Here is a 22,666-nt window from a genome sequence, read left to right as displayed (position 1 = left end):
ATTACCTGTATTTAACAAATGTCATCATCATTAGTAATAAACGAATGCTAGACTGAAGTCGTTGTACTAGTCTATTACATTTGGAGGGATATGATGAGAAAGTTTGCCGGATTCAAGGCTAGATTTATGAAGTCGACCATTGCATTATCGTTGGTATTATCGCTTCATGTTGGAATGGGCCAGGAGATTTCAACCGTATTGGCAGAAGGACCAACAGATCCAGCACCTTACATCCAAGCCAAAGTAGTTAATGAAAATGCGGGTAAGAAGATTCTATTCGATAACACACATGGTCAAACAGCTGGAGCAGCAGACTGGGTTATTGATGGAGCCTTCTCGGATTTCGGGAATGCACTAGCAAACGAGGGTTATGATGTAAAAGAACTTCGTAAGACCACTCCGATTACCTACAACGACTTAAAAGACTATGATGTATTTGTTATTGCTGAAGCGAATATTCCATTCAAGCAAAGCGAACAAGCAGCAATGGAGCAATATGTAAACAACGGGAAAAGTATATTCTTCATTGGAGATCACTATAACGCAGACCGTAACAAGAACCGTTGGGACGGATCAGAGTCGATGAACGGTTATCGTCGTGGCGCTTGGACAGATCCTGCACAGGGAATGAGCACAGAAGAGCGGAATTCCGAAGCTATGCAAGATGTGGTTAATACTGACTGGCTAGGATCGAATTTCGGTGTTCGTTTTCGATATAATGCCTTGGGTAATATTACTGCGAATCACATCGTTACACCTGACCAAGCATTTGGAATTACAGAAGGTGTATCGACAGTTGCTATGCACGCAGGATCGACACTTGCAATCATAGATCCAACGAAGGCTAAGGGAATCGTGTATCTCCCAAACACAAATGAAGCTTGGAATAATGCTGTAGATCAAGGCGTGTATAATGGCGGTGGTATTGCTGAAGGCCCTTATGTGGCTATATCCAAAGTTGGTGCTGGAAAAGCAGCATTTATTGGGGATTCTTCTCCTGTTGAGGATGCTACCCCTAAATATTTACGTGAAGAAACAGGCACGAAGAAAACGACCTATGATGGTTTTAAAGAACAAGATGACGGGATATTACTAGTTAATATGATAAATTGGTTGTCTGAGAAAGAAAGCTACACCAGCCTTGAACAAGTGAGTAATCTTCAACTTGATCAGGCGACGGTCTTACTTCCAATAGAAACCCCAGAAACATCAACAGAACCTCAAGCGGAACCTTGGTCTGCACCAGCAGCGGGTTATAAATGGTGGGATCGTTCTACTTTCAAGGCAGGTTCGTATGGTGGACAAACAGCTAGCGCAAATGCGACGTACAGCTTTGTACATCAAGCAGCACTTCCTAATGCACAGAATTTCCAAATTCGAGTCGTAGCTGATCATTTGCCTGCGAATTCGACAGTTACTGGATTCGGTGCAGGTATATATTTGACGGGTGGAACGCAAGTAGCTAAGGTTCAGAATGAGGATGGCACTTGGCCTACTTCGTATGGTTATAGTACGACATTTAGCTTGACCTCCAATAGCATGGGCAAAGCTTATAAAGATTTAACGGTCCAATTAAAACCTGGAACATCGGGATCTGCTAATCTTAGACTTAGACAAAATGGAAACAATCTAATCACATCAGCAGTTCAAATTGCGAATGTTCCGGCAGAGCCATTACCAGAAGAAGGGAATCCGGTTCCCGATCAAATTACGGTAGCGGAAGCCCGTAGCAAAGAAATAGGCACAGTGGTGTCAATTGAAGGTGTTATCACAACTGAACCAGGAGCATTTGGAGGCCAGGCATTCTATATTCAGGATGAAACAGCAGGCATCTATGTGTATCAAAGTATAAGCGGATTTCATCAAGGCGATATGGTGAGAATAACAGCACCTCTCACCGTATTTAACACGGAACTCGAACTTATTGATCCCATTTCAATTGAAAGGAAAGGGACAGCTACTCTTCCAATTCCCGCACTAGTGTCGAACGTGAATGACGCGAACCAAGGGCAACTTGTCGAACTTCAAGACGTGACCATTCGTAATATTACCACGGCAGCTCCAACAGGATCTTTTGAATTCGATGCAGTCAAAGGGTCTGTAAGTACCCATGTAAGAGTGGACACACGCACAGGTATGAACTTAGCGGATTTCCCCTATCAAGAGGGACAAGTTATTGATGTACAAGGTGTATCGGCAATATTCAAAGGTGTATACCAATTAAAGCCAAGAGGTATTGGTGATTTTGCAAGTTCTGCTGAACCGGTTATCCCTGTCACAACAGCTTCCACATCCCCATCACCGAATGTGAATGATTGGTATAATAATGATGTAACACTTACATTTGTAGCATCAGGGAATGTGGATGAAATCATTTCAACGAAATATAGCATGAATGATGAGGAAGAAGTCATTTACACAGCACCACGTATCATTCAAACCGAAGGTATTCATACCATTCAATATTATTCCTCATCATCTACTGGCATGACTGAGCCTGGACGATCCATCCAAGTGAATATAGACAAAACAGTTCCTTCAGTAAATGTGACTCAATCAGGTCAAGCTGTTTCAAATGTGAAGTTAGGTGAAGTGTTGAAATTTGATCTCCATAGTACGGATTCATTATCTGGCATATCAACGCAAAAGCTTCTATTAGATGGCAAAGAGATCAATAGCGGTGAATTAGTGAAATCGGAAGATCTCGGTGCTGGCGTGCATACAATACAATACATCGTTCTTGATTTAGCTGGCAATCAAGCGGAGGACAGCATTCATTTTACAGTAAATCAGTCATTAGCAACTGGTGTCCCTGGTAAGCCTTTTATATCCGATAATAGCGGACATCTTACAGGACTTAAGGGGGGAAGTTACACTGTAACTATGAATTTATGGTGGGGAAACAATGGAACTGAATTCAAATTATATGAGAATGGGGTTCTGATCAACACACAAATTCTAAGCGATGCTTCGCCAGGCGCACAAACTGTAAAGACGGATATCACAGGTAAAACCAACGGGATATACACATATACTGCTGAATTGATTAATGAGAACGGAACTTCCACAAGTAACCAACTGAACGTGACTGTATCCAATGCTTCTCCCGATAAAGCTGTATTGTCGCATGATAATTGGGATGGAGATGGAAATTACAAACTGACTATGAATTTGTGGTGGGGAACGAACGGTTCGGAGTATAGACTGTACGAGAATGATCTATTAGTGGATACGAAGAATCTTCTGGAGAATACACCTACTGCCCAGTATGCTATGACGGAATTATCCAGTAGAGCACCAGGTAAATATGAATACCGTAGCGAACTCATTAATGCTTCGGGAATAACTTCGAGTGAAGTTATCACTATTCATGTTATGAAATAAGATTAAACTAATAAGCCTCGGTGGTCATGATTCATGACTACTGGGGCTTTATTGGTGTCTAAACGTGCAGACTGGTTTAACTCTGTAACCATTTCTAGTTATAATAGAAAGGTATCGTAATGACGGAGATAAATGATCTATACATTAATCATCGATCCCGAATTGGGGAGAAACGGGCATAATCTATAGGAGGTCCGCATGTTATGAGACTATTTCGTCGGGGGTTGAAGATCTTAGCAGGGGCTGTGGTAGTAACCTTATTCATAACTTCCTCAAGTTTGGAACAGCTAATAAGCGCTCAGTCGCACACAGTTGAACAGAACAAGATCGTGAAGAAGAACGCTTTATCGAAAGGCTTCGTCTATTTAGATGAAATGATTCCTACTGCACGATATGACCTAAGGTATTATAGTAATAATAATTTTATAGGTGAGCGAATAGATGGCTACAAAGCACCCCATGCTATTATGTCGCTTAAAGGGGCAACAGCTTTAAAGAAAGTGAGCGATGAGCTTGGTAAGAAGGGTTATGAACTTCTCATTCTTGATACTTATCGACCACAGAAAGCGGTCAATCATTTCGTGAGATGGTCACAGGATTCCAAGGATATAAAGATGAAGAAACAATATTATCCGCTACTGGATAAGCGTAATTTATTTAAGCTTGGCTTCATCTCTACGAAATCAGGGCATACGAGAGGTAGCACTGTAGATTTAACGTTAGTGCACAAGTCAACGGGCAAAGTAGTGGATATGGGAAGTACCTATGATTTCTTCGGAGATATATCGATGCATGGTACGAAGCTTATAAACAAGCAGCAGACAGCTAACCGAAATTTACTTAAGAACACGATGATCAAATATGGCTTTAAGGCTTATAGTAAGGAATGGTGGCATTATACATTGATTAATGAGCCTTTTCCGAAACAATATTTCGATTTCGATGTGGAATGATACAGGAGAGTGAAATGATGAGAAAGCTATTAGTCGCAGATGATGATCCGAATATTCGCACGTTATTGAGACATGTTCTGACACGAGAAGGATATCAAGTGATAGAAGTAAGCGATGGTAGAGAAGCGATAGAGAAGATGAAGGAAACAACGGTAGATCTGGCGATCGTAGATGTCATGATGCCGTATGTGGATGGTCTAGAACTGTGTGAGTACATACGTGAAACCTATGATATCCCGATTATATTACTGACAGCGCTCCAACAGTTGAGTGACAAGGAACAAGGTTATTTAAAAGGTACAGATGATTATGTGACGAAACCGTTTGAACCAGAAGAGTTACTTTTTCGGATTACTGCGTTATTTCGTCGGTATTCAGTAGCTTCACAAGACATGATTCGTTTGAATCGACTGATGATTGACCGAAAAAATTATGAAATTACATTTGGAGAAGACACATTACTGTTACCAGTGAAAGAATTCGAGTTACTAGCACAATTAGCTCAATATCCGGGACGCTTATTCTCTCGTAGTGAATTGATTGAGCTTGTGTGGGGGACGGATTATGAAGGAGACGAACGGACCGTAGATGTTCATATTAAGCGACTACGCGAGAGATTTCTGGATTATCAGAATGACTTTATGATTCGAACAGTTCGAGGAATAGGTTATAAGTTGGAGGTTATCACCTCATGAAGTCATTGTATGTACGAATGTGTCTCATTTTTTGTTCGGTTATTATCGTGAGTAGTGTTCTCGGATTTCTGGCAACGAATATGTATTATCAAATTAAACTCAAGTCTTTAAATGATGCGAAGTTAACAGAAATGGCTCTTCAAATACAACAATTTAATGAATCTCATCCAGAGACGCTTGATGATTATCTAGAGAGCGTAGCTTCATTAGGATACAAAGTATATTTGAGAGATGATGAGGGGGAAGAGAAGCTGTATGGCAGATCCTTCAAAAAAATGGATTTAAAAGAGGAAGATTTGCAATGGGTTCTGAACGGTGAAGTTTATCATGGCGTTGCTGAATTTCCGAGTGAGCTGTTTGTTACCGGTTTTTTTGATAATGAATTACGTAATAGTATCGGTGTGCCTCTTGAAATAAATGATCAACATTATGCCTTGTTTCTTCGCCCAGATGCACAGATTCAATTTGGTGAATTTCGTATCTTCATTGGTGTTTTCATTGGGGTTACGCTGTTGTTATGCTTGGGGTTTGTCTTCATTACGTCACTTCATATTGTTAGACCTATATCGCGACTTACGATAGCCACCAAAAGTATTGTAAAAGGTCAGTTTGATATTAAACTGAATACGTGGCGTCGGGACGAAATCGGTCAATTAGCGACACACTTCATGACGATGAGTCAAGAATTAGAGCGGACGAATCGCTCGAGACAGGAATTTGTCGCCAATGTATCTCATGAAATTGAATCCCCGCTGACCTCAATACAGGGGTTTGCACATACGCTTAAGGAAACTTCGCTCTCTGATGAGCAACGTAATCATTATCTTTCCATCATAGAAGAGGAAAGCCAGCGTCTGTCCATGCTCAGTATACAATTACTTACTTTATCAACGTTAGATTATGACGATCATGCGCTACAAATGAAATCGATTAATCTTCGCTCACAACTTCGGCAAGTCATTCAAATGATGGAGTGGAAGCTGACGGATAAACAATTGGCACTTCGTTTAACCTTACCGGATATGATTATTCATGGTGATGCGAACATGCTATATCAAGTGTGGATGAATCTAATATCAAATGCTATTAAATATACAGCTGAAGGTGGAACGGTGACTATTTCTGTAAAAGTGGAAGGTGACTATTGCATCATCAGTGTATCTGATACAGGTGAAGGAATTGCTGCCGAGGAACTCCCAATGATATTTGATAGGTTCTATAAAGTGGATCGTGCACGGACTCGGGAAACGCATAGTACGGGTCTAGGGCTTTCGATTGTCCAGAAGATTATTCATTCACATAAAGGAACGATTGAGGTCTCAAGTAGAATAGGGCAAGGAACGACATTCACGGTCACTCTTCCTTACTTGTAATTTGTTATTCATTCTCCGTTCATATTCATCTTCTAAACTGAGTCTATACAGATTAGAAGGAGTGATACCATGTTTTTAGCACTAAGAGAGTTACGACATTCGAAAGCTAGATACGCACTGATTGTCGTTATTATGTTATTGGTCTCTTTTTTGGTCCTGTTCGTAACAGGCCTAGCAAAGGGATTGGCATATGCGAACATATCAGCGATTGAAAATATGCCGACGAATTACTATGTCGTTCAGGATGATGCTGAACATAAATTTAGACGTTCCCAGCTGGATGAATCACATTTGCAAGATGTTCGTTCCGTTGTAGGAAATGATAATGCAACGCCATTGAGTATTCAGATGAGTACGATTACGGCGATAGACCTTGATATGAAGGCTGATATAACATTCTTCGCAGTCGATATGGCAGGCCCAATAGCGCCTTCGATTGTTCAAGGAGAAGCGATTACCAATGATACGAAAGGTCAAGTCATTGTAGATCGGAAGCTCGGAGAGTCTGGAATAAAGATCGGAAGTGAAATTCGCGATCAACAGACAGGGATGACGTGGAGCGTAGCGGGATTTGTTGAAGATAACTCGTACAGCCACACTCCCGTCATCTATGTGAATCAGCAGGAATGGAATGAGATGAACTTAGGTGCTGGGTCAGCAGGTGACGCTGTGGATGTGGAAGCTCAACTATTCAACGTGATTGCCCTTCATGCAACAGCAGATCAAGCGAGTAGTTTACAAGATAAACTTGTAGACGCAGATGTCATTACGCAAAAAGAAGCGATTGCGAGCATTCCTGGTTATGCAGAGGAACAAGGATCGCTAATGATGATGATTGTTTTCTTATTCGCGATTGCTGCAGTCGTACTAGCTGTCTTCTTTTATGTGATTACGATTCAAAAGACGAGTCAGTTCGGAATCCTCAAGGCAATGGGAACGAAGACGACTTACCTAGCACGGAGTGTTCTTGGACAGGTGTTAATGTTATCTGTTGTAAGTCTTGGCATCAGTCTTATTCTGATAAGCGGAATGAAGATGGTTCTACCCGAATCTATGCCCTTCCGATTAAGTATGCCTACGATGGTTCTGACCAGTTGTTTATTTGTAGGAATGTCGTTGATAGGATCACTTATTTCAGTATTGAAGGTAGCTAAAGTTGATGCTTTAGAAGCGATTGGGAGGGTTGGAGCATGACGGAAAAATTAGTAATGACACAAGTAACGAAAACCTATGGTGACGGAGATTCAACGCTGTCCGTATTAAATAATTTAAATCTTCAAGTGAATGAAGGAGAATTCGTTGCTGTTCTAGGACCATCCGGTTCTGGCAAAAGTACATTTCTGTCAACAGCAGGAGCTCTTTTGAGTCCGACTAGTGGAGAAATAGTCATTGATGGGGAATCTCTTGCATCGAAAGATAAAGCGCAACTCACACAGTTCAGATTGGATAAAATAGGGTTTATGTTTCAAAATGCGCAGCTCATTCCTTACATGAAGGTGGAGGAACAGTTACTATACGTGGGTAAAATTGCGAAACTAGGCTCAAGTGAGGCAAAGAAGCGTTCATCCTATTTACTGAAACGGCTAGGCATATGGGAACGTAGAAGTCATTATCCTGAGAAGCTATCTGGTGGTGAGAAGCAACGTGTAGCGATTGCACGAGCATGGATGAACAATCCGGCCATTATCTTCGCAGATGAGCCTACGGCAAGCCTTGATTTCAATCGAGGTAAGGAAGTCGTCCAAATGTTGGCGGAAGAAGTAAAGAGAGATGGCAAAGCGGCTGTTATGGTTACGCATGATGAGCGAATGCTAGAATGGTGCGATCGTGTACTCTTTTTGCAAGATGGAATTCTTGTGGAGAAATAAAGTATGGTTTATAGTTAGGAGAAGAAAGCCTCAAATGTTGAGGCTTTTTTTGAAATATAAGAAAGTATAAGTTTCACATGAATCAATTTCATAATCGCCGATGCAACTAAAGTTATTGTTAAAGGGGATTGACCAAATCTAAGTGTACTTTTTGCACCTAATAGTGAATGGTGGAGGCGGAAGGTGATTAATGGTGATGCAGCTCATACCTGCTAGCGATACAATGTATCACTGGCATCAGAAACGTATACTTCTTCACTTGATGAACCCTTCCACAAAAGAGCGATGTAAGGCGTTTATCTGAAGTAGAACATAGGTAATAGTAAAGGGGTGTAAGGAAGGAGTGGTTAAGATGAAACTTCCCATAATTAACGAAGGATTATCCTCAAGATTACAACAATCTGAGATCGATTTCTTTACATCTAGAATTAAATCTATTGGCGAACGAGAGGGTAATCCGGAAGGCGTTGAAATCAAGAGATTTGGTCAGGCCACAGTATCCTATATTAGGACAATGCCGTGGGGATTATTTAATGCAGTTAAAGGAATAACAGCAGTGGATATCGACTACTTGGAAGAAATCATTGAATTCTATCGTGTCAGAGGGAGGAACTTTCAACTAGAAGTGGATCCACTTCACTGCAGTCCGCAGTTATTACATAAATGTGCGGAGCTTGGTTTATATCAAAGGGGATTTCATTCCGTTCTTTATGGGTTGCCCAGTAGTGATTTGCCCACTCTTCCTTCGGATATTAGGATCATTGAGGTTGTTAATGAACAGGAATTCGATCAGTATGCTGAGATACATTGTATTGGCTCAGGCATGTCTATTGCTGACAAACCTTATTTTGTGAATAATAATATAGGTTTGTTGAATAGACCGGGATGGAAAATGTATATGGCCTATTTGAATGACATACCAGCAGCCGTAGCGGTCATGCACCTGAATAATGAGACGGCTTCCTTGACTTTGGCAACAACGGTTCCTCAATATAGACAACAAGGATTACACACAGCGCTATTACATAAACGGATGTACGTAGCTAATCAAGGGAACTGTGACCTCGTTGTGGCACAAGCAAGCTTCGGGAGTACTAGTCAACATAATATGGAACGCGTCGGGTTGCAAATGGCATGGACAAGAGCAATCTGGGTACCTTACAATAATACTATTTACAAGGAGATGACTAATAAATATGATAACTATTCAACAGCGTATAGCGCAGATGGAGAAAGAAGAACAGGAACTCCAATTCACGACATTTACGAATGATACGGCATTACAATTAGGACTTATGATCGTGGAAGAAGCGAGGCAAACAGGGAAGCGTATAACCGTTGATATTACACGGGCGGGACAACGCTTGTTCTTGCACGCAATGGAAGGAACGGTTGCTGAGAATGAGGATTGGATAAGGAGGAAGAATAACGTGGTGAACCATTTCGGCTCCAGTTCATGGCATGTTGCTCTTCAACTACAGAACGAGGGTACCACGTTAGAGAAACGTGATGAGTTACCTTTTGCTGATTATGTCGGGGCTGGGGGAGGTTTTCCGCTATTAGTCATAGGAGAAGGTCAGGTGGGTACGATTACCGTCTCTGGATTACCAGACCAAGAAGATCATGATCTCTTGATCTCTGCATTACGTCGTCACTTGTCTCAGATTGGAGAGTAAAGAATTGAATGAAACCACGTTAGCATGTTACGCTAGGTAAGCATGGTGATCTTTTCCTATCGTTATGTTCAATGATCACAAACTAATAAGAAGCTGAGGTGACTTGTACAATGAAAGACGGATTAGTGGAAGCTCTAAATAAACAGATGAATTTTGAATTTTATTCGGCTCATGTCTATCTCGCTATGGCTGCATATTGTTCGGGTAAAAGTCTGGATGGTTTTGCAAATTTCTATACGGTTCAGGCCGAAGAAGAACGGTTTCATGGAATGAAAATATATAAATTTCTCAATGATCGCGGACAACGTGCGACATTGGAAGCATTACCAGAACCGAAGAATGAGTATGACTCCATGCTTGATGTTTTTGAACATGGCTATGCACACGAGAAACAGAACACGGGTCGGTTCTATGACTTGGCTGATTTAGCTACGGATGAACGTGAACATGCAACGATTTACTTTCTGAAGTGGTTCATTGACGAACAGGTTGAAGAAGAGGCTCTATTTGATAACATTATTCAGAAGCTTAAACGTATCGAAAGAGACAGTAACGCATTCTACATGCTAGACGCTGAGTTCGCAACGCGTTCATTCACGCCTCCTGCGGAATAACAGATGAGTTGAGACTATCGAAACAGTCCGTGTGAAAAAAGAAAGTCTCCTATCCCTAATGTAATTGAGGATAGGAGGCTATTTTTGTCGGAATCTTTAAATATATTGACTGGTTTATCCATTTTTTTAACATTATAGTAATTTAGAACAAGACTATACCAATATATTTATGCTAGAATATTCTAGTAGCTACAAGAAAAGGAGAGTCGAATATGTCGAAACCGCTATACGGTAAAAATACGGTACCGTCGAAAAATGCTGAAAAGATATCCGGCCCGGTATGGGCGTTGGTTTTTGTAATTATTTTATTTTTAGGCTGGACTCCATTTCAGGCGGGATTGTTTAATGGCCAATCGCTAGATTTCGAGAAGCCATTGTATATTGCAACTCTGCTTAGTGGTCTGATGTTGTTAGTTTGGATCGGACTAGATTTCAACAAGTTTAAATTGACTGAACAACGGGATCTGGTGACTGTGACGGCAGTGTTGCTTCCAATCACTTATATCCTGTCGGTGTTTGTCGCCGCATCGCATTATATGGCGATGAATATGATGTTCATCCAGAGCATGTATGCGACAATATTCATTGTAGCGTTATATCTGCTGAAGCAAAAACAACTAAATATGGTCATGCAGAATGCTATTCTTGCTATTGCCTATTTCATTGTATCCTTCGGATTGCTGAATTGGCTTGGAAGTTGGAATTTTGCAGGTTCGCTCGTAGGGTGGTTCTCTGAGACTGTGCGTGAAGGTAAATATATAGAAGCGGTGATGATCGACTCCAACGGACTGCGGCTAACTTCGATCTTCCAATATGCGAATACATATGCAGCCTTCCTGATGGCTTTTCTATTCGTAGCCCTGTTCGCGCTAGTTCGTTCTCAGAAATGGATTGGCCAGTTGATGCACGGGTTCATGTTAGTCCCGATCATTGTATCAATCTTGCTGACACTATCGCGCGGCGGTCTAGTCATGCTACCAGTTGTATTCATTTTATTGCTCTTATTCCTGAAGCCTGTGCAGCAGATACTATGGATCGTACAGCTCGGAATTGCTGGAGTCGTTTCGTTACTCATTTCAGCACCTGTGACCAATTTGGGCATTGAACTGAACACCACTTACACATCATCCGCCGCATTGAAGGGCTGGGGGTATTTACTTGGAGGCTCTTTGATTGTAGCCGGACTAAGCTGGGTCATCCAGCGTTTTGCGACACCATGGCTACACAAGAAGCTGGGTCAGCTTGCATCAGGCAAGCTAACTGGACTATGGATTCCACTTGGCTCGGTAGCTCTGGTCGGCGTGATAGCTTTCCTGTTTATCGGAACAAGCATGAGAAACATATTGCCTGCGAACATGGGAACACGTCTGGAGAACATTAACTTCCAACAGCATAGCGTGTTGGAGCGGATTACTTTTTATAAGGATGCATTAAAAGTAGTTAAGGATTATCCGATCCTTGGTGTTGGAGGAGGAGGGTGGGCCTCACTGTATGAGCAATATCAGAATAACCCATATACTAGCCGGCAGGTACATAATTTCTTCTTACAATACTTGATTGAGGTAGGGATTCTAGGATTTATCATATTTATGAGTTTTATCATTTATATTTTTTATAAATATATTCGTGGATATGTAAAAAGAGATAAGGATGATTTCGGTAATGGTTTCTTTTATCTGATTATAGCCTTGTCTATTCTGATTCATAGCCTACTGGACTTCAATATGAGCTATGCTTTCATGGGAATACTGGTCTTTATCGGATTGGCAGGGATGGCAGTGGTTATGGACAGTAAGCCACTGCGTTGGAACTGGAATAAGACGGGGCTACGCCTTGGATATTTCGCAGTGTTAGGAATCGGCACTGTATCTCTGTTGTTCATCTTGATCGGTTATATCACGTCGAATAATGCCGCTGTGAAAGCAAATAACCTAATTAATGTTAGTCAATCCTACGAAGAGTTGAAGGCACCAATGGTTAAAGCTTTGGATAAGCGCCCGAGCCATCCGGAGTCCGCGATATATCTGTCCTCGCTTGATCAGGAGGTGTTTAGGCAGACTCAAAACGAGCAGTTCCTTGAAGAGTCCTTTCATGTGCTGATGCGCGCCCTTAAGGACGAGCCTTACAACAAGCAGTTGCTGACGCAGTTAGCAGCTTACTATGATCTTAAAGGGCAAAGTGACCTTGCTCAGGCGGTCTATCGTGACAATGCCAACAAGTTCGTCTGGGATATTGATTGGTATGATGCACTGATTAGACACTCATTTGCGATGGGAGACCAGGCACATACCCTCAAGGATGATGTTCTGAAACAGGAGTATTTCAATACAGGGCTCGAGACATACGAACAGGTTGTGGTCGGTGTGGAGTATTTGAAGACACTCCCTCCGGAGCAGATGCAGGGACGTCCGTTCTCCATCACTCCGACCATCGCTCTGAATACGGGTAAAATACAGCTGATGTTAGGAGAACCTGTAGTGGCCGCTACTACATTGAAGCGTGGCTTCAATGAGAATTACGCAGATATCATAAACAGGGAGAATCTCTGGGAGATGGACTGGTACAGCGCTCTCATCAGTCGCTCTTATGATCTGGGGCAGGTGGCTCACACACAGAAAGACAGTGTTAACAAGCAAGCTAATTTCAACATTGGGCTTGAGGCCTACAGCCACGTACTGGCGGATTTGGAATATTTGAAGACTCTATCTTCTGAAGAACTGCAAGGAAGGTCGCTTACGGTTGCTCCGGCTGTAGCACTGAATACAGGCAAAATACAATTTATGTCTGAACAATTGGAAGCGGCTATAGCTACGCTACAGATTGGTTTGAGCGAAGATTATACCAATGCAACAAACCGTGAAATTGCTCGTTGGTATTTGGCTGCACTAAAGAAGAATAACAGTGTCCCAGATCAGGTCGTTTATGACCGTCTGATTGCGGCTGATCCTGCGGAAGCCGCACAGATTGATGAAATCGCGGATTTACAGCTTAAACTTTAAAAGGTTGTTGAATGTATCTAGATGGTCATTTGGGAATTTAGTATTGCTTTATCTTGTTACTTCGTTATACATTAACTAACAATTACATCGTAACGGGAGCTTGGTGTGCCAGGCTGAGAGGATAGTGATCAACTATCGACCGTCAAACCTGATCTGGGTAATGCCAGCGGAGGAAATGGAGTTCTATTTGTCTATTTAAGACTGCCTCTTTCTCTGAGGCGGTCTTTTTTCTGCTTGTTGAATAGAATTTGCTCCGCTTGATCAAATCACCTTACTTATAGGAGGAAATGAAATGACAAGCGAAATGAAGAAAGAATCTGTTAATCTATCAGCTTTTCCAGGAAGTAAAAAAGTGTATGTAATGGGGTCTCGTCCAGATATTCGTGTTGGATTGCATCCCAATCGATTATCGTGGATTAAAGAAGCTGCTGATTTAGCTAAAGGGCATAAGGGAGCACAGGACCGTGATAATGCACTATCTAAAGCTCGGTTCGAATTCCGCTGGCGTGATCAGTTCCATCTGTGGACCGAAGTTCTGTAGCATGCGAATTTCTCATGATATTCGAGATTCAACTAGACAGAAGGAACAAGAGGAACAGGCTACCATAAGAAATGGCCTATTGAATAAAGCGAACGAATTAAAAGAGGGTGGAAGCGTCATTTATAAATGAAACTATTCAAATATTTGATCTGACGAATGTTGTACGTATACGAAACGGGCTGAATGTTCTAGAATGGAATAACACTGCGGCGAATGCAGCCAGAGATCATAGCCAAGACATGGCGTTGCGTAACTATTTCAGCAGGCTATAATAAAGTGATATATGCGTACTCTGGTTGGCTAAATTCTTCGGGACATCGAAGCAATTTACTTTAGTCCTCTTTTGAAACGTTGGGTGTAGGTGTTGCACTTGGTATTAGTTCCAGTGATTATCATATATATTACACACAGAATTTCTTTACACCGCTATGATATTAAATCATGATCTATTATAAATAGGCACAGAAGGGGAATATCATCTTGACAGAAGAACGAGCTCAAAATGCAGTGGTTGTCGTAACAGGAATCCCTACCGATTTACTTGCGGTAGATGCTCAAAGCCATGAAGATTGTTATATTGTTGTATCAAACTTATCAGGAAAGACATATCACGTTGAAACAACTGAAAAAGTGCAAAGCTATACGGCAGAAGAAGCAAGTGATATGAAGGTTATTGGAGAACACGATGGGTTATGTGTATATGAAATGATACCTTGGTGGAATAAGCTTGTTTAATTAGAGATAGATTGTTCCGGTTGAATTTCATCCATTACTTCATGAACCAATGATAGCCTACAGGCTATCATTGGTTTATTTCTTGACCGTATAGAAAATATCATTGGTGAATGAAGAAGTGAGGGTGGATAGGAATCGGAGAATGATAATATGGATAATATGGAATCCCAAATCCCCCAACCGAAAACATATGGTCCGCTAGGTAATCTTCCGCTTTTAAACATTGAAGAGCCAATTCAGTCATTACTCAAACTTTCATATGAGTTCGGCCCCATTCCGTGGTTTCCCGCAGACACGTAGAATACTAATGCAAGAAGGAAAGATACTGGGAGAAGCGCATCTCTATTTCGGATGTAGAGAGTTCATTAGAAAAAGCTTATCTTGTTCTTAGATTACAGTGATGATAACCATGACCCAGCCAATCAAGAAGGCTACACCACCAAGTGGTGTAATCGCCCCTAACTTTTTTATTCCGCTGAGACTTAAGGCGTACAGACTACCCGAGAATAGGATAACTCCAGCGAAGAGGAACCATCCTGCCAGGACAATAAGAGAAGAGTTAGCAGAACTATCCGCAAGTAGACCAAGTACCAATAACCCCAGTGCGTGAGCTATATGGTATTGTATCCCTGTCTCGTAGACCTTCATTTGATCTGGAGATAACTTCTTCTTTAATGCATGTGCCCCAAAGGCCCCTAAGGCTACAGCCAAAAACATTAGTATACTGCCGAGTAATAGTAATACATTCATACAAACGACCTCTTTTCCAATTGATTCTGCTAATTGTTAGCATATCACTCTTTAATGATAAATGATAAATTGATTCTCTCTAATGCGAAAGATATAATAAGGTATGACAGTGTATTGCAGTTAAATGTTAGGAAATCATAATTGAGGTTATAAGGAGCGTAATTATTGTTATGCCGATCAAGATTATTACAGATAGCGGTTCTGACTTACCGGTAGAGTATATTAAGCGGTTTAATATTTCCATCGTCAATTTATCAGTACATTTCCAGAATGAGTGTATGCCTGGGGATATGGATGCAGAAACATTTTACACTAAAATGAAAGAATCTCGGGAATTGCCGACTACGGCTAGTCCCAGTCCACAAGATTTTCTTGAAAAGTTCAAAGAAGTGAAAGAGGGAACGGATATTTTGGTCATTTGCATGTCCTCTAATATCAGTAGTACTTACCAGGCTGCGATGATTGCTAAAGAAATGTATGTTGAAGAAGGGCATAGTAATAGCATTGAGGTGTTAGACTCTAAAACCTTCTCGGGTGGGTTATCGCTAGTTGTTGGCTTGGCAGCAAAATGGTCTGAATCTGCTACAAGTTTACACGATCTAAAAGAGAAAGTGGTTCATCAAATACAGGAGGTCAAGGCTTATTTTACTTTGGAGACCTTGGAGAACGTCATCAAAGGGGGACGACTAAATCGATTGTCCGGTGCGGTCGCATCCATGCTTAATATCAAGCTTTTACTCAAAATCAGCGAAGAGGGTACAGTGGAAGTAGTGGAAAAAACACGTGGTATTCAAAAAGCAATTACGAGTCTGTTATCGCGATTAGATGAGAAGCAACATGATTATGAGAATGCCGTTATAGCCATCGTGCACAGTAATTGTGAGAGTCGAGCACTTGAAATTAAAGAACGGATTCTTGAGAAATATCCTTTTAAAGAAGTATTATTCTCGAATATGGGTCCAATAATGGGTACATATGCAGGAGAAGGCGGGATAGGGTTAGCATTTTAGTAGATTAATTTGGAGGAGACCATTTGACGAAATTGAATAAATTCATTAAATTATGTATCGGAATAATCTTAGTGCTGCTTATTATTTATTTGGTTTCACTTGTTGATTTTGTCTTCCAACCGATACTATCATTATTTAGTATGATGATTATTGTACCTTTTTTAATGGCAGGCTTTTTTTATTATTTGCTTCGTCCATTGGTAGATCTAATGGAACGCAAGAAAATTGTTCGTCCGCTAGCCATCCTGATCATATATGTTGTTATTGCCATTTGCATTGTAGGATTTATAATCGGTGTATGGCCATCATTGGTTACTCAATTGACGAACTTAGTTGTTAACGCACCAAGCCTATTTAATTCTCTAGGTCATCAACTAGGAAAGCTTGAACAGAATGGTTTTCTAGCTGCCATTATTCCAGAGAATGCCGACCTTATGTCACAAGTAACAGACTATCTTAATAAAGGATTCACATTCTTAACCAATTACATTACAGGTTTGTTCTCGTTCTTCTCTAATTTCGCTATTATCCTCTTCACGTTTCCGATCTTTCTGTTCTATATGCTGAAAGAAGGTGAGAAATTCGGAAAGAAAATGGTTAGTTTCTTACCTATACGGTTTCGGGAAGATGGTCACGAAGTCATGGGTGAGATTGACCATGCGCTAAGTGGATTTATCGTAGGAAGAGTCACTGTCAATGTAGCTCTAGGTGTTCTAATGTACATCGGATTTCTCATTATTGGTCTACCTTATGCGCTTTTACTGACTGTCATCGCGGTGATCTTGAACTTCATTCCTTTTGTAGGAGCGATACTCTCTTCTGTACCTATCGTCATTATCGGACTAGTGCAATCGCCTGCTATAGCCATATGGTCGCTTATTATCATTTTGGTAGCGCAACAAGTTCAGGACAATATTATTGCACCTTATATTTTTGGCAAACAGCTTGATATTCATCCATTGACGACAATCATACTCATATTAGCAGGTGCTGATTTATTCGGAATGGTAGGTGTCATCGTTATTATTCCAATGTATGTCGTTATCAAAATTGTAGTTTCTAAAGTGTACTTGAGGTTTTTCAAGAAAGCTTGGGAAGAGGTGTAGTGATCATGGACGTTCTTACAGCCATTAACAAACGGAGAGAGATTACACGCTTTAAAGATACTCCTTTACCAGAGGAATTACTGGAAAAGCTTACAAAAGCTCTTTATTTGTCTCCAACTGGTAATAACCTACCTTCTAGAGAATTTGTTCTATTGACCAACAAAGATACACTTACACAATTGAGTACAGCGACACCTTATGTAAAATGGCTTGAACAGGCTACTGCAGCTGTTGTCATCATTGGGAATCCAGACGTAAGCAAATACTGGTTGCAAGATGCTTCGATTGCAGGAGGTTATCTTTGGTTAGCTTCGGTATCATCGGACTTGGGAGCTGCTTGGGGTGCTATTTATCATTCGGAGGATCATGAAGAATCTACTAAGCGGGAAGATTATGTTCGTCAAATCTTAGGAATCCCGGAACAACATCGTGTTGTAGCTATTATTGGCTTAGGCTATCCAGATATAGAACCTGCTCCGAAAGAAATGTATCCACTTGATTTAGTATTACATTTGGAAAAGTATTAGGATGAATATAGCATCAACAATGGACCTTCAGGAAACTCTGAAGGTCCATTGTTGTAATATGCATCAGAGATTTAAGTATTGACATGGAAGTATTTTCACATTAACATAGATACCAACGGTCGGTATCTAAATGGAGGGGGATTTTATGGCTAGAAATAAATATCCAGAGCGGACATTGGAGCACATATTATCAGTATCAGCAATATTGTTCAAAGAAAGGGGATTTGAGAAGACGAGTATCCAAGACATCATTAATGAACTTGGGATGTCCAAGGGTGCGATTTATCATCACTTCAAATCTAAGGAAGATATTCTGGATGCGGTGATGGAGAAGCAGTTTACATATGCAGCAGAAATACTTCATGATCTGATTCAAAATACGCAAGCACCAAACGCTAAAGAGAAGCTGATCATTATTCTGGAAAGTATTGTGGCAGATATCGATGTGCATTCGATCGACAGCGTCTTAAGTACACAAATTAAAAATCCTCAATTTGTCGTAACAGGCATTAAAAACGGAGTGATGAATGATGCTTCAATTATTGCTCGAATTTTGATGGATGGAAAACAAGATGGGTCCATTTCGACAGACTATCCAATAGAATGTGCGGAAGTGTTTATGCTTCTTGTGAATATATGGATCAACCCAATTCTGTTCGAGCGAAATTTTGACGAAACGATCACTCGTTTAAAGTTTCTTCAAAAAATGATGGGATTATTAGGTGCTGATATTGTAAGTGATCAACTGATTCAGAAAATTACAGACCGTCATTCTGATATTGGAGGATTTAAAATTAATAAGATGGAAATCGAATAGGGGTGAATATTAGTGTTTACGAATAGTGAAATGATATTTCGTAGTAGACAGAATATTGAAGAAGTTGTTTCTTCCATATCTCTAGATTGGTTAAATGGGGAAGTACGGATTCTACAAGGTGAGACGGACGATGTCCATATCATTCAATACACGAATACTAACTTTCCTGACAAGAAGCTTGCTCACATTGAGTTCAATTCCGGATTTCTAAGCATAATCGATGGTAGAAAGAAGAATACTCTGATCGGTTTTAATTTTAATAATACCGCCCTCGAAATTTACCTTCCGAAGAAAAAAATACACTCGCTCAGCATTAATAGTGTGGGCTGTCGTTTATTTATCCAGGATGTGGACACGACTTCATCGAAGTTAATGCTCACTTCCAGTCATGCGACAATATCATCCGGAAATTACGATGAATGTGAACTGAATGTAATAGGTTCACAAATTACGAGCGAAGATATAAAAATAAGGAGATTAAATCTGCACTCCACCGCATCGAAGGTAGAACTATCTGGTGAATTTTCAGAAGTATACGCTAAAACAACTGGAAAACGAACAGCTATACGCTCGGTAGTGGTTCCACGCGTAATACAGTCCATATCAACTGGTACTAATGTTTCGGTAACCATTCCTGATAATGAAGGATTTACTTTGAAGTTTAAAAAGGTGTCAGGTAGTTTTAAAAGTGATTTTCCGCTTACTTCCAAGGGTCATATCTACACCTATAAGAATGGAAGGAGTGCTTATAGCGTTGAAGTAAGAGGTGGACAATTTTATCTACGTAAAAATGAAGAGAGATGAGGAGTGCAAATGAATATCGCAGGTTGGATCGTAGGAACAAGCGTGTCTATTCTAGTATTACTGACAGGAATTTATGGTTTGCTAGTTAGTAAGAAAAAACATACCAGAAACAAATGGGCTTGGTGGTTCATCCTATTTGGAATTTGCGCTATCGTGAGCGCGTTTATTAACGCCAGCTTCAAATAGTAGCTTAAGATCAAATATAAAAGAGTTATACCCTTAGATATACATCAGGGTATAACTCTACGTGGGTCCGATCTTTCACCATGTATTATTATTCTTCATTCTGCGATTTGTTATGAGAGGAGCATTGTTCCTCAAACACATCTGCAGCTTCTTCAGCAGAAAATTCCGGTTCAAATTTACCTAGAAGAGGTAATTTGTTTAATTTCGTTGTTTGAACTTCTGATTTACTTGGTTTATTACTATTTGAATCGCTCATATGGACACCTCCTTTGGAAAGAAAACAACATTGTTCAGTTTGCCGAAAAGATGTTGTTATTATTCAATAGAAATTCATTCGTTTGAAAGTGTATTGTTATTCTTTATACGACTCTGCGATGGCATTTGCCGCAACAATGGCATTATACACAGCCTCTATATTACTGTTGTTGTTTGTCGACTTAAGTTGCTACATATCTCTTGTAGTGATTCATGTTTTCTTTTGGTGGAAATAGGTTACCCTAAATAGTGGAGCCTTACCAACTACAGGAGGTCGATAAACGAATGAAAAGAAATATGGTATTTGTCCATCTTAGTGTGCTTAGTATTCTATTAGTGGTCGCCACCATCGTGATCCCGGCAGCATTCGCCAACGAGAAAGAGACACAGGTAAAAGCGAACATCATGAATACGAAGGGAGAGGGGATAGGAACTGTTGTAATAACACAAAAGGCTGACGGCGTACAGCTACATATCGAAGCGAAGAATCTTGCACCAGGCGAACATGGCGTTCATTTTCATGAAATAGGAAAATGCGAAGCGCCTGACTTTAAATCAGCAGGGGCACATTTGAACCCTGAACTTAAGCAACATGGATTTAACAATCCAAAGGGTTATCATGCGGGTGATTTAAAAAATATTCAAGTGAAAGAAGACGGAACCGTATCAGCTGATTTGGAGAGCACATCCGTCACGCTAACAAAGGGAGTATCTAACTCATTGTTGAGGCCTGGTGGAACATCGCTTATTATTCATGAGAAGGCGGACGATTATGTAACGGATCCATCAGGTAATTCTGGGAATCGGATAGCTTGTGCTGTCATTCAAGAATAATGCTGTCCAATTGATTAGAAGTTCCCCAATAAGATAGTAAAAAGTAGACCTGCAGATGGGAGAATGTCTGTAGGTCTACTTTCAAAATGGGCTATTAATCTAAACTTTATCCCAAATAATATGTCCTTCTTCAAGATGGATCTCATGGAAACCTGCCATATTCCGTGCTTGAAATTGAATAGGTTCGTGGCTGCCAACGATAATAATATTCTGTATGTCTGTCACATCATCTGCTGGTAAGTTGAAAGCTCGTGAATAATTAAACACCTCTCTAAGCGTCGAATGGATAGCGTTCATATGGTTGTCATTGTCCGCCCTGCCCATTAGATTTAGGATGATAGACCCATGGGAGTGAAGTTTGTCTCCTGTTATTTGAAAAAACTCCTTAGAAACGAATTGACTAGGAGTACCTTTATCCGTAAAAGCATCCAAGATGATATAATCATAGACGTCCCTTTCTTCACACTCCAGAATATAGCGTCCATCCCCTACGATCACATTATCCTTACTGTATCCAAAGTATGTCTTACTTAGCTCTACTACTTTCTCATCTAGTTCTGCTACCTTAAAGTTCTTCCCAGAGAAATAGCTCGCAATCGTCCCAATGCCGTGACCAATGAGAAATACATCTTTGAATGATGGATCATTGAACTCCATAAGATGTATGATGGCCCTAGGGTATTCGAACATGATACGTTCTGGATGATTTAAATCCATCGCACCTTGAATGGCTTCATTTGAGAATTGTAGGACTCGAAAACTTCCTTTTTCACCATATAATTCGGTAGTATCATAAACTATTAATTCATGGTTGTCAGTATAACTTTGGTATAGCGTCTGCAATTGGTCGATCTCCTTTCTGTTCCAGTTTCCTCTGTTTTTCATTTCGTTATCTTGCTATTATAATATAAAATACGTACATACGTTCATGAATGTGGTTATAATGAAGACAGAGGAGGTGAAGGATCATGAAGGACAAATCTAATCCAATCATGTATTGGACTCTATTAACTCATAAGAATTGGAATATATATATTGCAGCAACAACGATGGGGTTATGTTATGTCGGATCGCAAGATAAACCTTTTGAAGAACTAGCTTCTTGGGCGAATAAGAAATTTCCAGGTAGCGACTTGATTCGCAATGATGAGGAGTTACGAGTATATGCAGCTGAACTCATCGAGTATTTCGAGGGCAAACTTCAACGCTTTACAGTCCCCTTTGATTTCCGTGGCACGCCATTTCAATTAGCTGTATGGAATGCACTTTGTGAAATTCCTTATGGACAGACCCAATCCTACTTAGATATTGCGAATATGATTCAAAAGCCATCCGCTGTACGTGCAGTAGGTACCGCAATCGGAGCGAATCCAGTACTTGTTACTATTCCTTGTCATCGAGTCGTTGGAAAAGATGGCTCACTAACCGGATATCGTGGCGGATTGGATATGAAAACCAAACTACTACAGCTTGAACGTAGTTGCGTTACGCTCGAAGGGAGAGCGAACTAGCATATACTTAACTTAATGGGGACAAGGA

General features: G+C 40.6%; 25 protein-coding genes, 1 pseudogene and 1 riboswitch. Of the genes and pseudogenes, 23 read left to right on the top strand and 3 right to left on the bottom strand.

What is annotated here, in order from left to right:
• Positions 1-93 precede the first annotated feature (93 nt).
• The 15 genes and pseudogenes from AC1TO9_RS04625 to AC1TO9_RS04555 form a co-directional block, all read left to right on the top strand.
• Entirely contained in the window at positions 94-3,384 is a 3,291-nt protein-coding gene (locus AC1TO9_RS04625) for an endonuclease (protein ID WP_482058820.1), read from the top strand.
• 203 nt (positions 3,385-3,587) lie between these two features.
• Positions 3,588-4,337 carry a M15 family metallopeptidase gene (locus tag AC1TO9_RS04620; RefSeq protein ID WP_482053651.1) on the top strand — a complete coding sequence of 250 codons (750 nt, stop codon included), beginning with the start codon at positions 3,588-3,590 and terminating at the stop codon, positions 4,335-4,337.
• Positions 4,338-4,354: 17 nt separating this feature from the next.
• Positions 4,355-5,032 (top strand): response regulator transcription factor, encoded by a 678-nt coding sequence (locus AC1TO9_RS04615; RefSeq protein ID WP_482058819.1) that lies wholly within the window; start codon positions 4,355-4,357, stop codon positions 5,030-5,032.
• The gene (locus tag AC1TO9_RS04610) at positions 5,029-6,405 is read left to right on the top strand and encodes a sensor histidine kinase (protein WP_482058504.1); all 1,377 of its coding nucleotides are present in this window, start codon (positions 5,029-5,031) and stop codon (positions 6,403-6,405) included. Before AC1TO9_RS04615 ends, AC1TO9_RS04610 begins: the two co-directional genes overlap by 4 nt.
• 69 nt (positions 6,406-6,474) lie before the next feature.
• The gene (locus AC1TO9_RS04605; RefSeq protein ID WP_482058503.1) at positions 6,475-7,599 is read left to right on the top strand and encodes an ABC transporter permease; all 1,125 of its coding nucleotides are present in this window, start codon (positions 6,475-6,477) and stop codon (positions 7,597-7,599) included.
• Complete coding sequence (locus AC1TO9_RS04600; protein ID WP_482058502.1) at positions 7,596-8,273, top strand: ABC transporter ATP-binding protein; 678 nt, start codon at positions 7,596-7,598, stop codon at positions 8,271-8,273. Before AC1TO9_RS04605 ends, AC1TO9_RS04600 begins: the two co-directional genes overlap by 4 nt.
• A 352-nt stretch (positions 8,274-8,625) precedes the next feature.
• Entirely contained in the window at positions 8,626-9,546 is a 921-nt protein-coding gene (locus AC1TO9_RS04595) for a GNAT family N-acetyltransferase (protein WP_482058501.1), read from the top strand.
• Positions 9,470-9,949, top strand: a complete 480-nt coding sequence (locus AC1TO9_RS04590; RefSeq protein ID WP_482058500.1) for a heme-degrading domain-containing protein — start codon at positions 9,470-9,472, stop codon at positions 9,947-9,949. The genes AC1TO9_RS04595 and AC1TO9_RS04590 overlap by 77 nt, the downstream gene beginning before the upstream one ends.
• Before the next feature lie 110 nt (positions 9,950-10,059).
• A complete protein-coding gene (locus tag AC1TO9_RS04585) occupies positions 10,060-10,563 on the top strand; it encodes a ferritin (RefSeq protein WP_482058499.1) in 504 nt (167 codons plus the stop codon).
• 212 nt (positions 10,564-10,775) lie between these two features.
• Positions 10,776-13,562, top strand: a complete 2,787-nt coding sequence (locus tag AC1TO9_RS04580) for an O-antigen ligase family protein (protein WP_482058498.1) — start codon at positions 10,776-10,778, stop codon at positions 13,560-13,562.
• An 82-nt stretch (positions 13,563-13,644) separates the two neighbouring features.
• Positions 13,645-13,754, top strand: a riboswitch (TPP riboswitch).
• 100 nt (positions 13,755-13,854) lie between these two features.
• Positions 13,855-14,103, top strand: coding sequence for a phosphomethylpyrimidine synthase ThiC (locus tag AC1TO9_RS04575; RefSeq protein ID WP_482058497.1), 249 nt, complete (start codon positions 13,855-13,857; stop codon positions 14,101-14,103).
• 1 nt (position 14,104) lies between these two features.
• The gene (locus AC1TO9_RS04570) at positions 14,105-14,233 is read left to right on the top strand and encodes a hypothetical protein (protein ID WP_482058496.1); all 129 of its coding nucleotides are present in this window, start codon (positions 14,105-14,107) and stop codon (positions 14,231-14,233) included.
• A complete protein-coding gene (locus AC1TO9_RS04565) occupies positions 14,211-14,375 on the top strand; it encodes a CAP domain-containing protein (RefSeq protein ID WP_482058495.1) in 165 nt (54 codons plus the stop codon). The genes AC1TO9_RS04570 and AC1TO9_RS04565 overlap by 23 nt, the downstream gene beginning before the upstream one ends.
• A 208-nt stretch (positions 14,376-14,583) precedes the next feature.
• The gene (locus tag AC1TO9_RS04560) at positions 14,584-14,838 is read left to right on the top strand and encodes a hypothetical protein (protein ID WP_482053643.1); all 255 of its coding nucleotides are present in this window, start codon (positions 14,584-14,586) and stop codon (positions 14,836-14,838) included.
• A gap of 268 nt (positions 14,839-15,106) precedes the next feature.
• Positions 15,107-15,196, top strand: a pseudogene (locus AC1TO9_RS04555) (hypothetical protein); the annotation flags it as partial.
• Positions 15,197-15,225: 29 nt separating this feature from the next.
• Here AC1TO9_RS04555 and AC1TO9_RS04550 read toward each other — a convergent pair.
• A complete protein-coding gene (locus AC1TO9_RS04550) occupies positions 15,226-15,588 on the bottom strand; it encodes a DUF423 domain-containing protein (protein WP_482053642.1) in 363 nt (120 codons plus the stop codon).
• Between the two features lie 170 nt (positions 15,589-15,758).
• Here AC1TO9_RS04550 and AC1TO9_RS04545 point away from each other — a divergent pair, with 170 nt between their 5' ends.
• The 6 genes from AC1TO9_RS04545 (at position 15,759) to AC1TO9_RS04520 (ending at position 20,038) form a co-directional block, all read left to right on the top strand.
• On the top strand, positions 15,759-16,598 hold the full coding sequence (locus AC1TO9_RS04545; protein WP_482053641.1) for a DegV family protein: 840 nt from the start codon (positions 15,759-15,761) through the stop codon (positions 16,596-16,598).
• A 23-nt stretch (positions 16,599-16,621) separates the two neighbouring features.
• Positions 16,622-17,704, top strand: coding sequence for an AI-2E family transporter (locus AC1TO9_RS04540; RefSeq protein ID WP_482053640.1), 1,083 nt, complete (start codon positions 16,622-16,624; stop codon positions 17,702-17,704).
• A 5-nt stretch (positions 17,705-17,709) separates the two neighbouring features.
• A complete protein-coding gene (locus tag AC1TO9_RS04535; RefSeq protein ID WP_482058494.1) occupies positions 17,710-18,231 on the top strand; it encodes a nitroreductase family protein in 522 nt (173 codons plus the stop codon).
• Positions 18,232-18,376: 145 nt separating this feature from the next.
• Positions 18,377-19,048: a TetR/AcrR family transcriptional regulator gene (locus tag AC1TO9_RS04530; RefSeq protein WP_482053638.1), complete on the top strand. Its 672-nt coding sequence runs from the start codon at positions 18,377-18,379 to the stop codon at positions 19,046-19,048.
• Between the two features lie 12 nt (positions 19,049-19,060).
• Positions 19,061-19,852 carry a DUF4097 family beta strand repeat-containing protein gene (locus AC1TO9_RS04525; RefSeq protein WP_482058493.1) on the top strand — a complete coding sequence of 264 codons (792 nt, stop codon included), beginning with the start codon at positions 19,061-19,063 and terminating at the stop codon, positions 19,850-19,852.
• 3 nt (positions 19,853-19,855) lie between these two features.
• Entirely contained in the window at positions 19,856-20,038 is a 183-nt protein-coding gene (locus tag AC1TO9_RS04520; protein ID WP_482058841.1) for a hypothetical protein, read from the top strand.
• Positions 20,039-20,126: 88 nt separating this feature from the next.
• Here the strand turns inward: AC1TO9_RS04520 and AC1TO9_RS04515 are convergent, their stop codons facing one another.
• On the bottom strand, positions 20,127-20,294 hold the full coding sequence (locus AC1TO9_RS04515; protein WP_482053635.1) for a hypothetical protein: 168 nt from the start codon (positions 20,292-20,294) through the stop codon (positions 20,127-20,129).
• Between the two features lie 284 nt (positions 20,295-20,578).
• On the opposite strand from AC1TO9_RS04515, the gene AC1TO9_RS04510 reads away from it, so the two are divergent.
• Positions 20,579-21,127: a superoxide dismutase family protein gene (locus tag AC1TO9_RS04510; protein ID WP_482058492.1), complete on the top strand. Its 549-nt coding sequence runs from the start codon at positions 20,579-20,581 to the stop codon at positions 21,125-21,127.
• 99 nt (positions 21,128-21,226) lie between these two features.
• Here AC1TO9_RS04510 and AC1TO9_RS04505 read toward each other — a convergent pair whose 3' ends face one another.
• Complete coding sequence (locus AC1TO9_RS04505) at positions 21,227-22,012, bottom strand: spermidine synthase (RefSeq protein ID WP_482058491.1); 786 nt, start codon at positions 22,010-22,012, stop codon at positions 21,227-21,229.
• Between the two features lie 83 nt (positions 22,013-22,095).
• On the opposite strand from AC1TO9_RS04505, the gene AC1TO9_RS04500 reads away from it, so the two are divergent.
• Positions 22,096-22,638, top strand: a complete 543-nt coding sequence (locus tag AC1TO9_RS04500) for a methylated-DNA--[protein]-cysteine S-methyltransferase (RefSeq protein WP_482058490.1) — start codon at positions 22,096-22,098, stop codon at positions 22,636-22,638.
• Positions 22,639-22,666: the final 28 nt, after the last annotated feature.

The sequence above is a fragment of the Paenibacillus sp. Y916 genome, assembly GCF_056786435.1.
The sequence above is the reverse complement of the archived record's forward strand: the minus strand, read 5'-3'. Positions and strand labels throughout refer to the sequence as shown.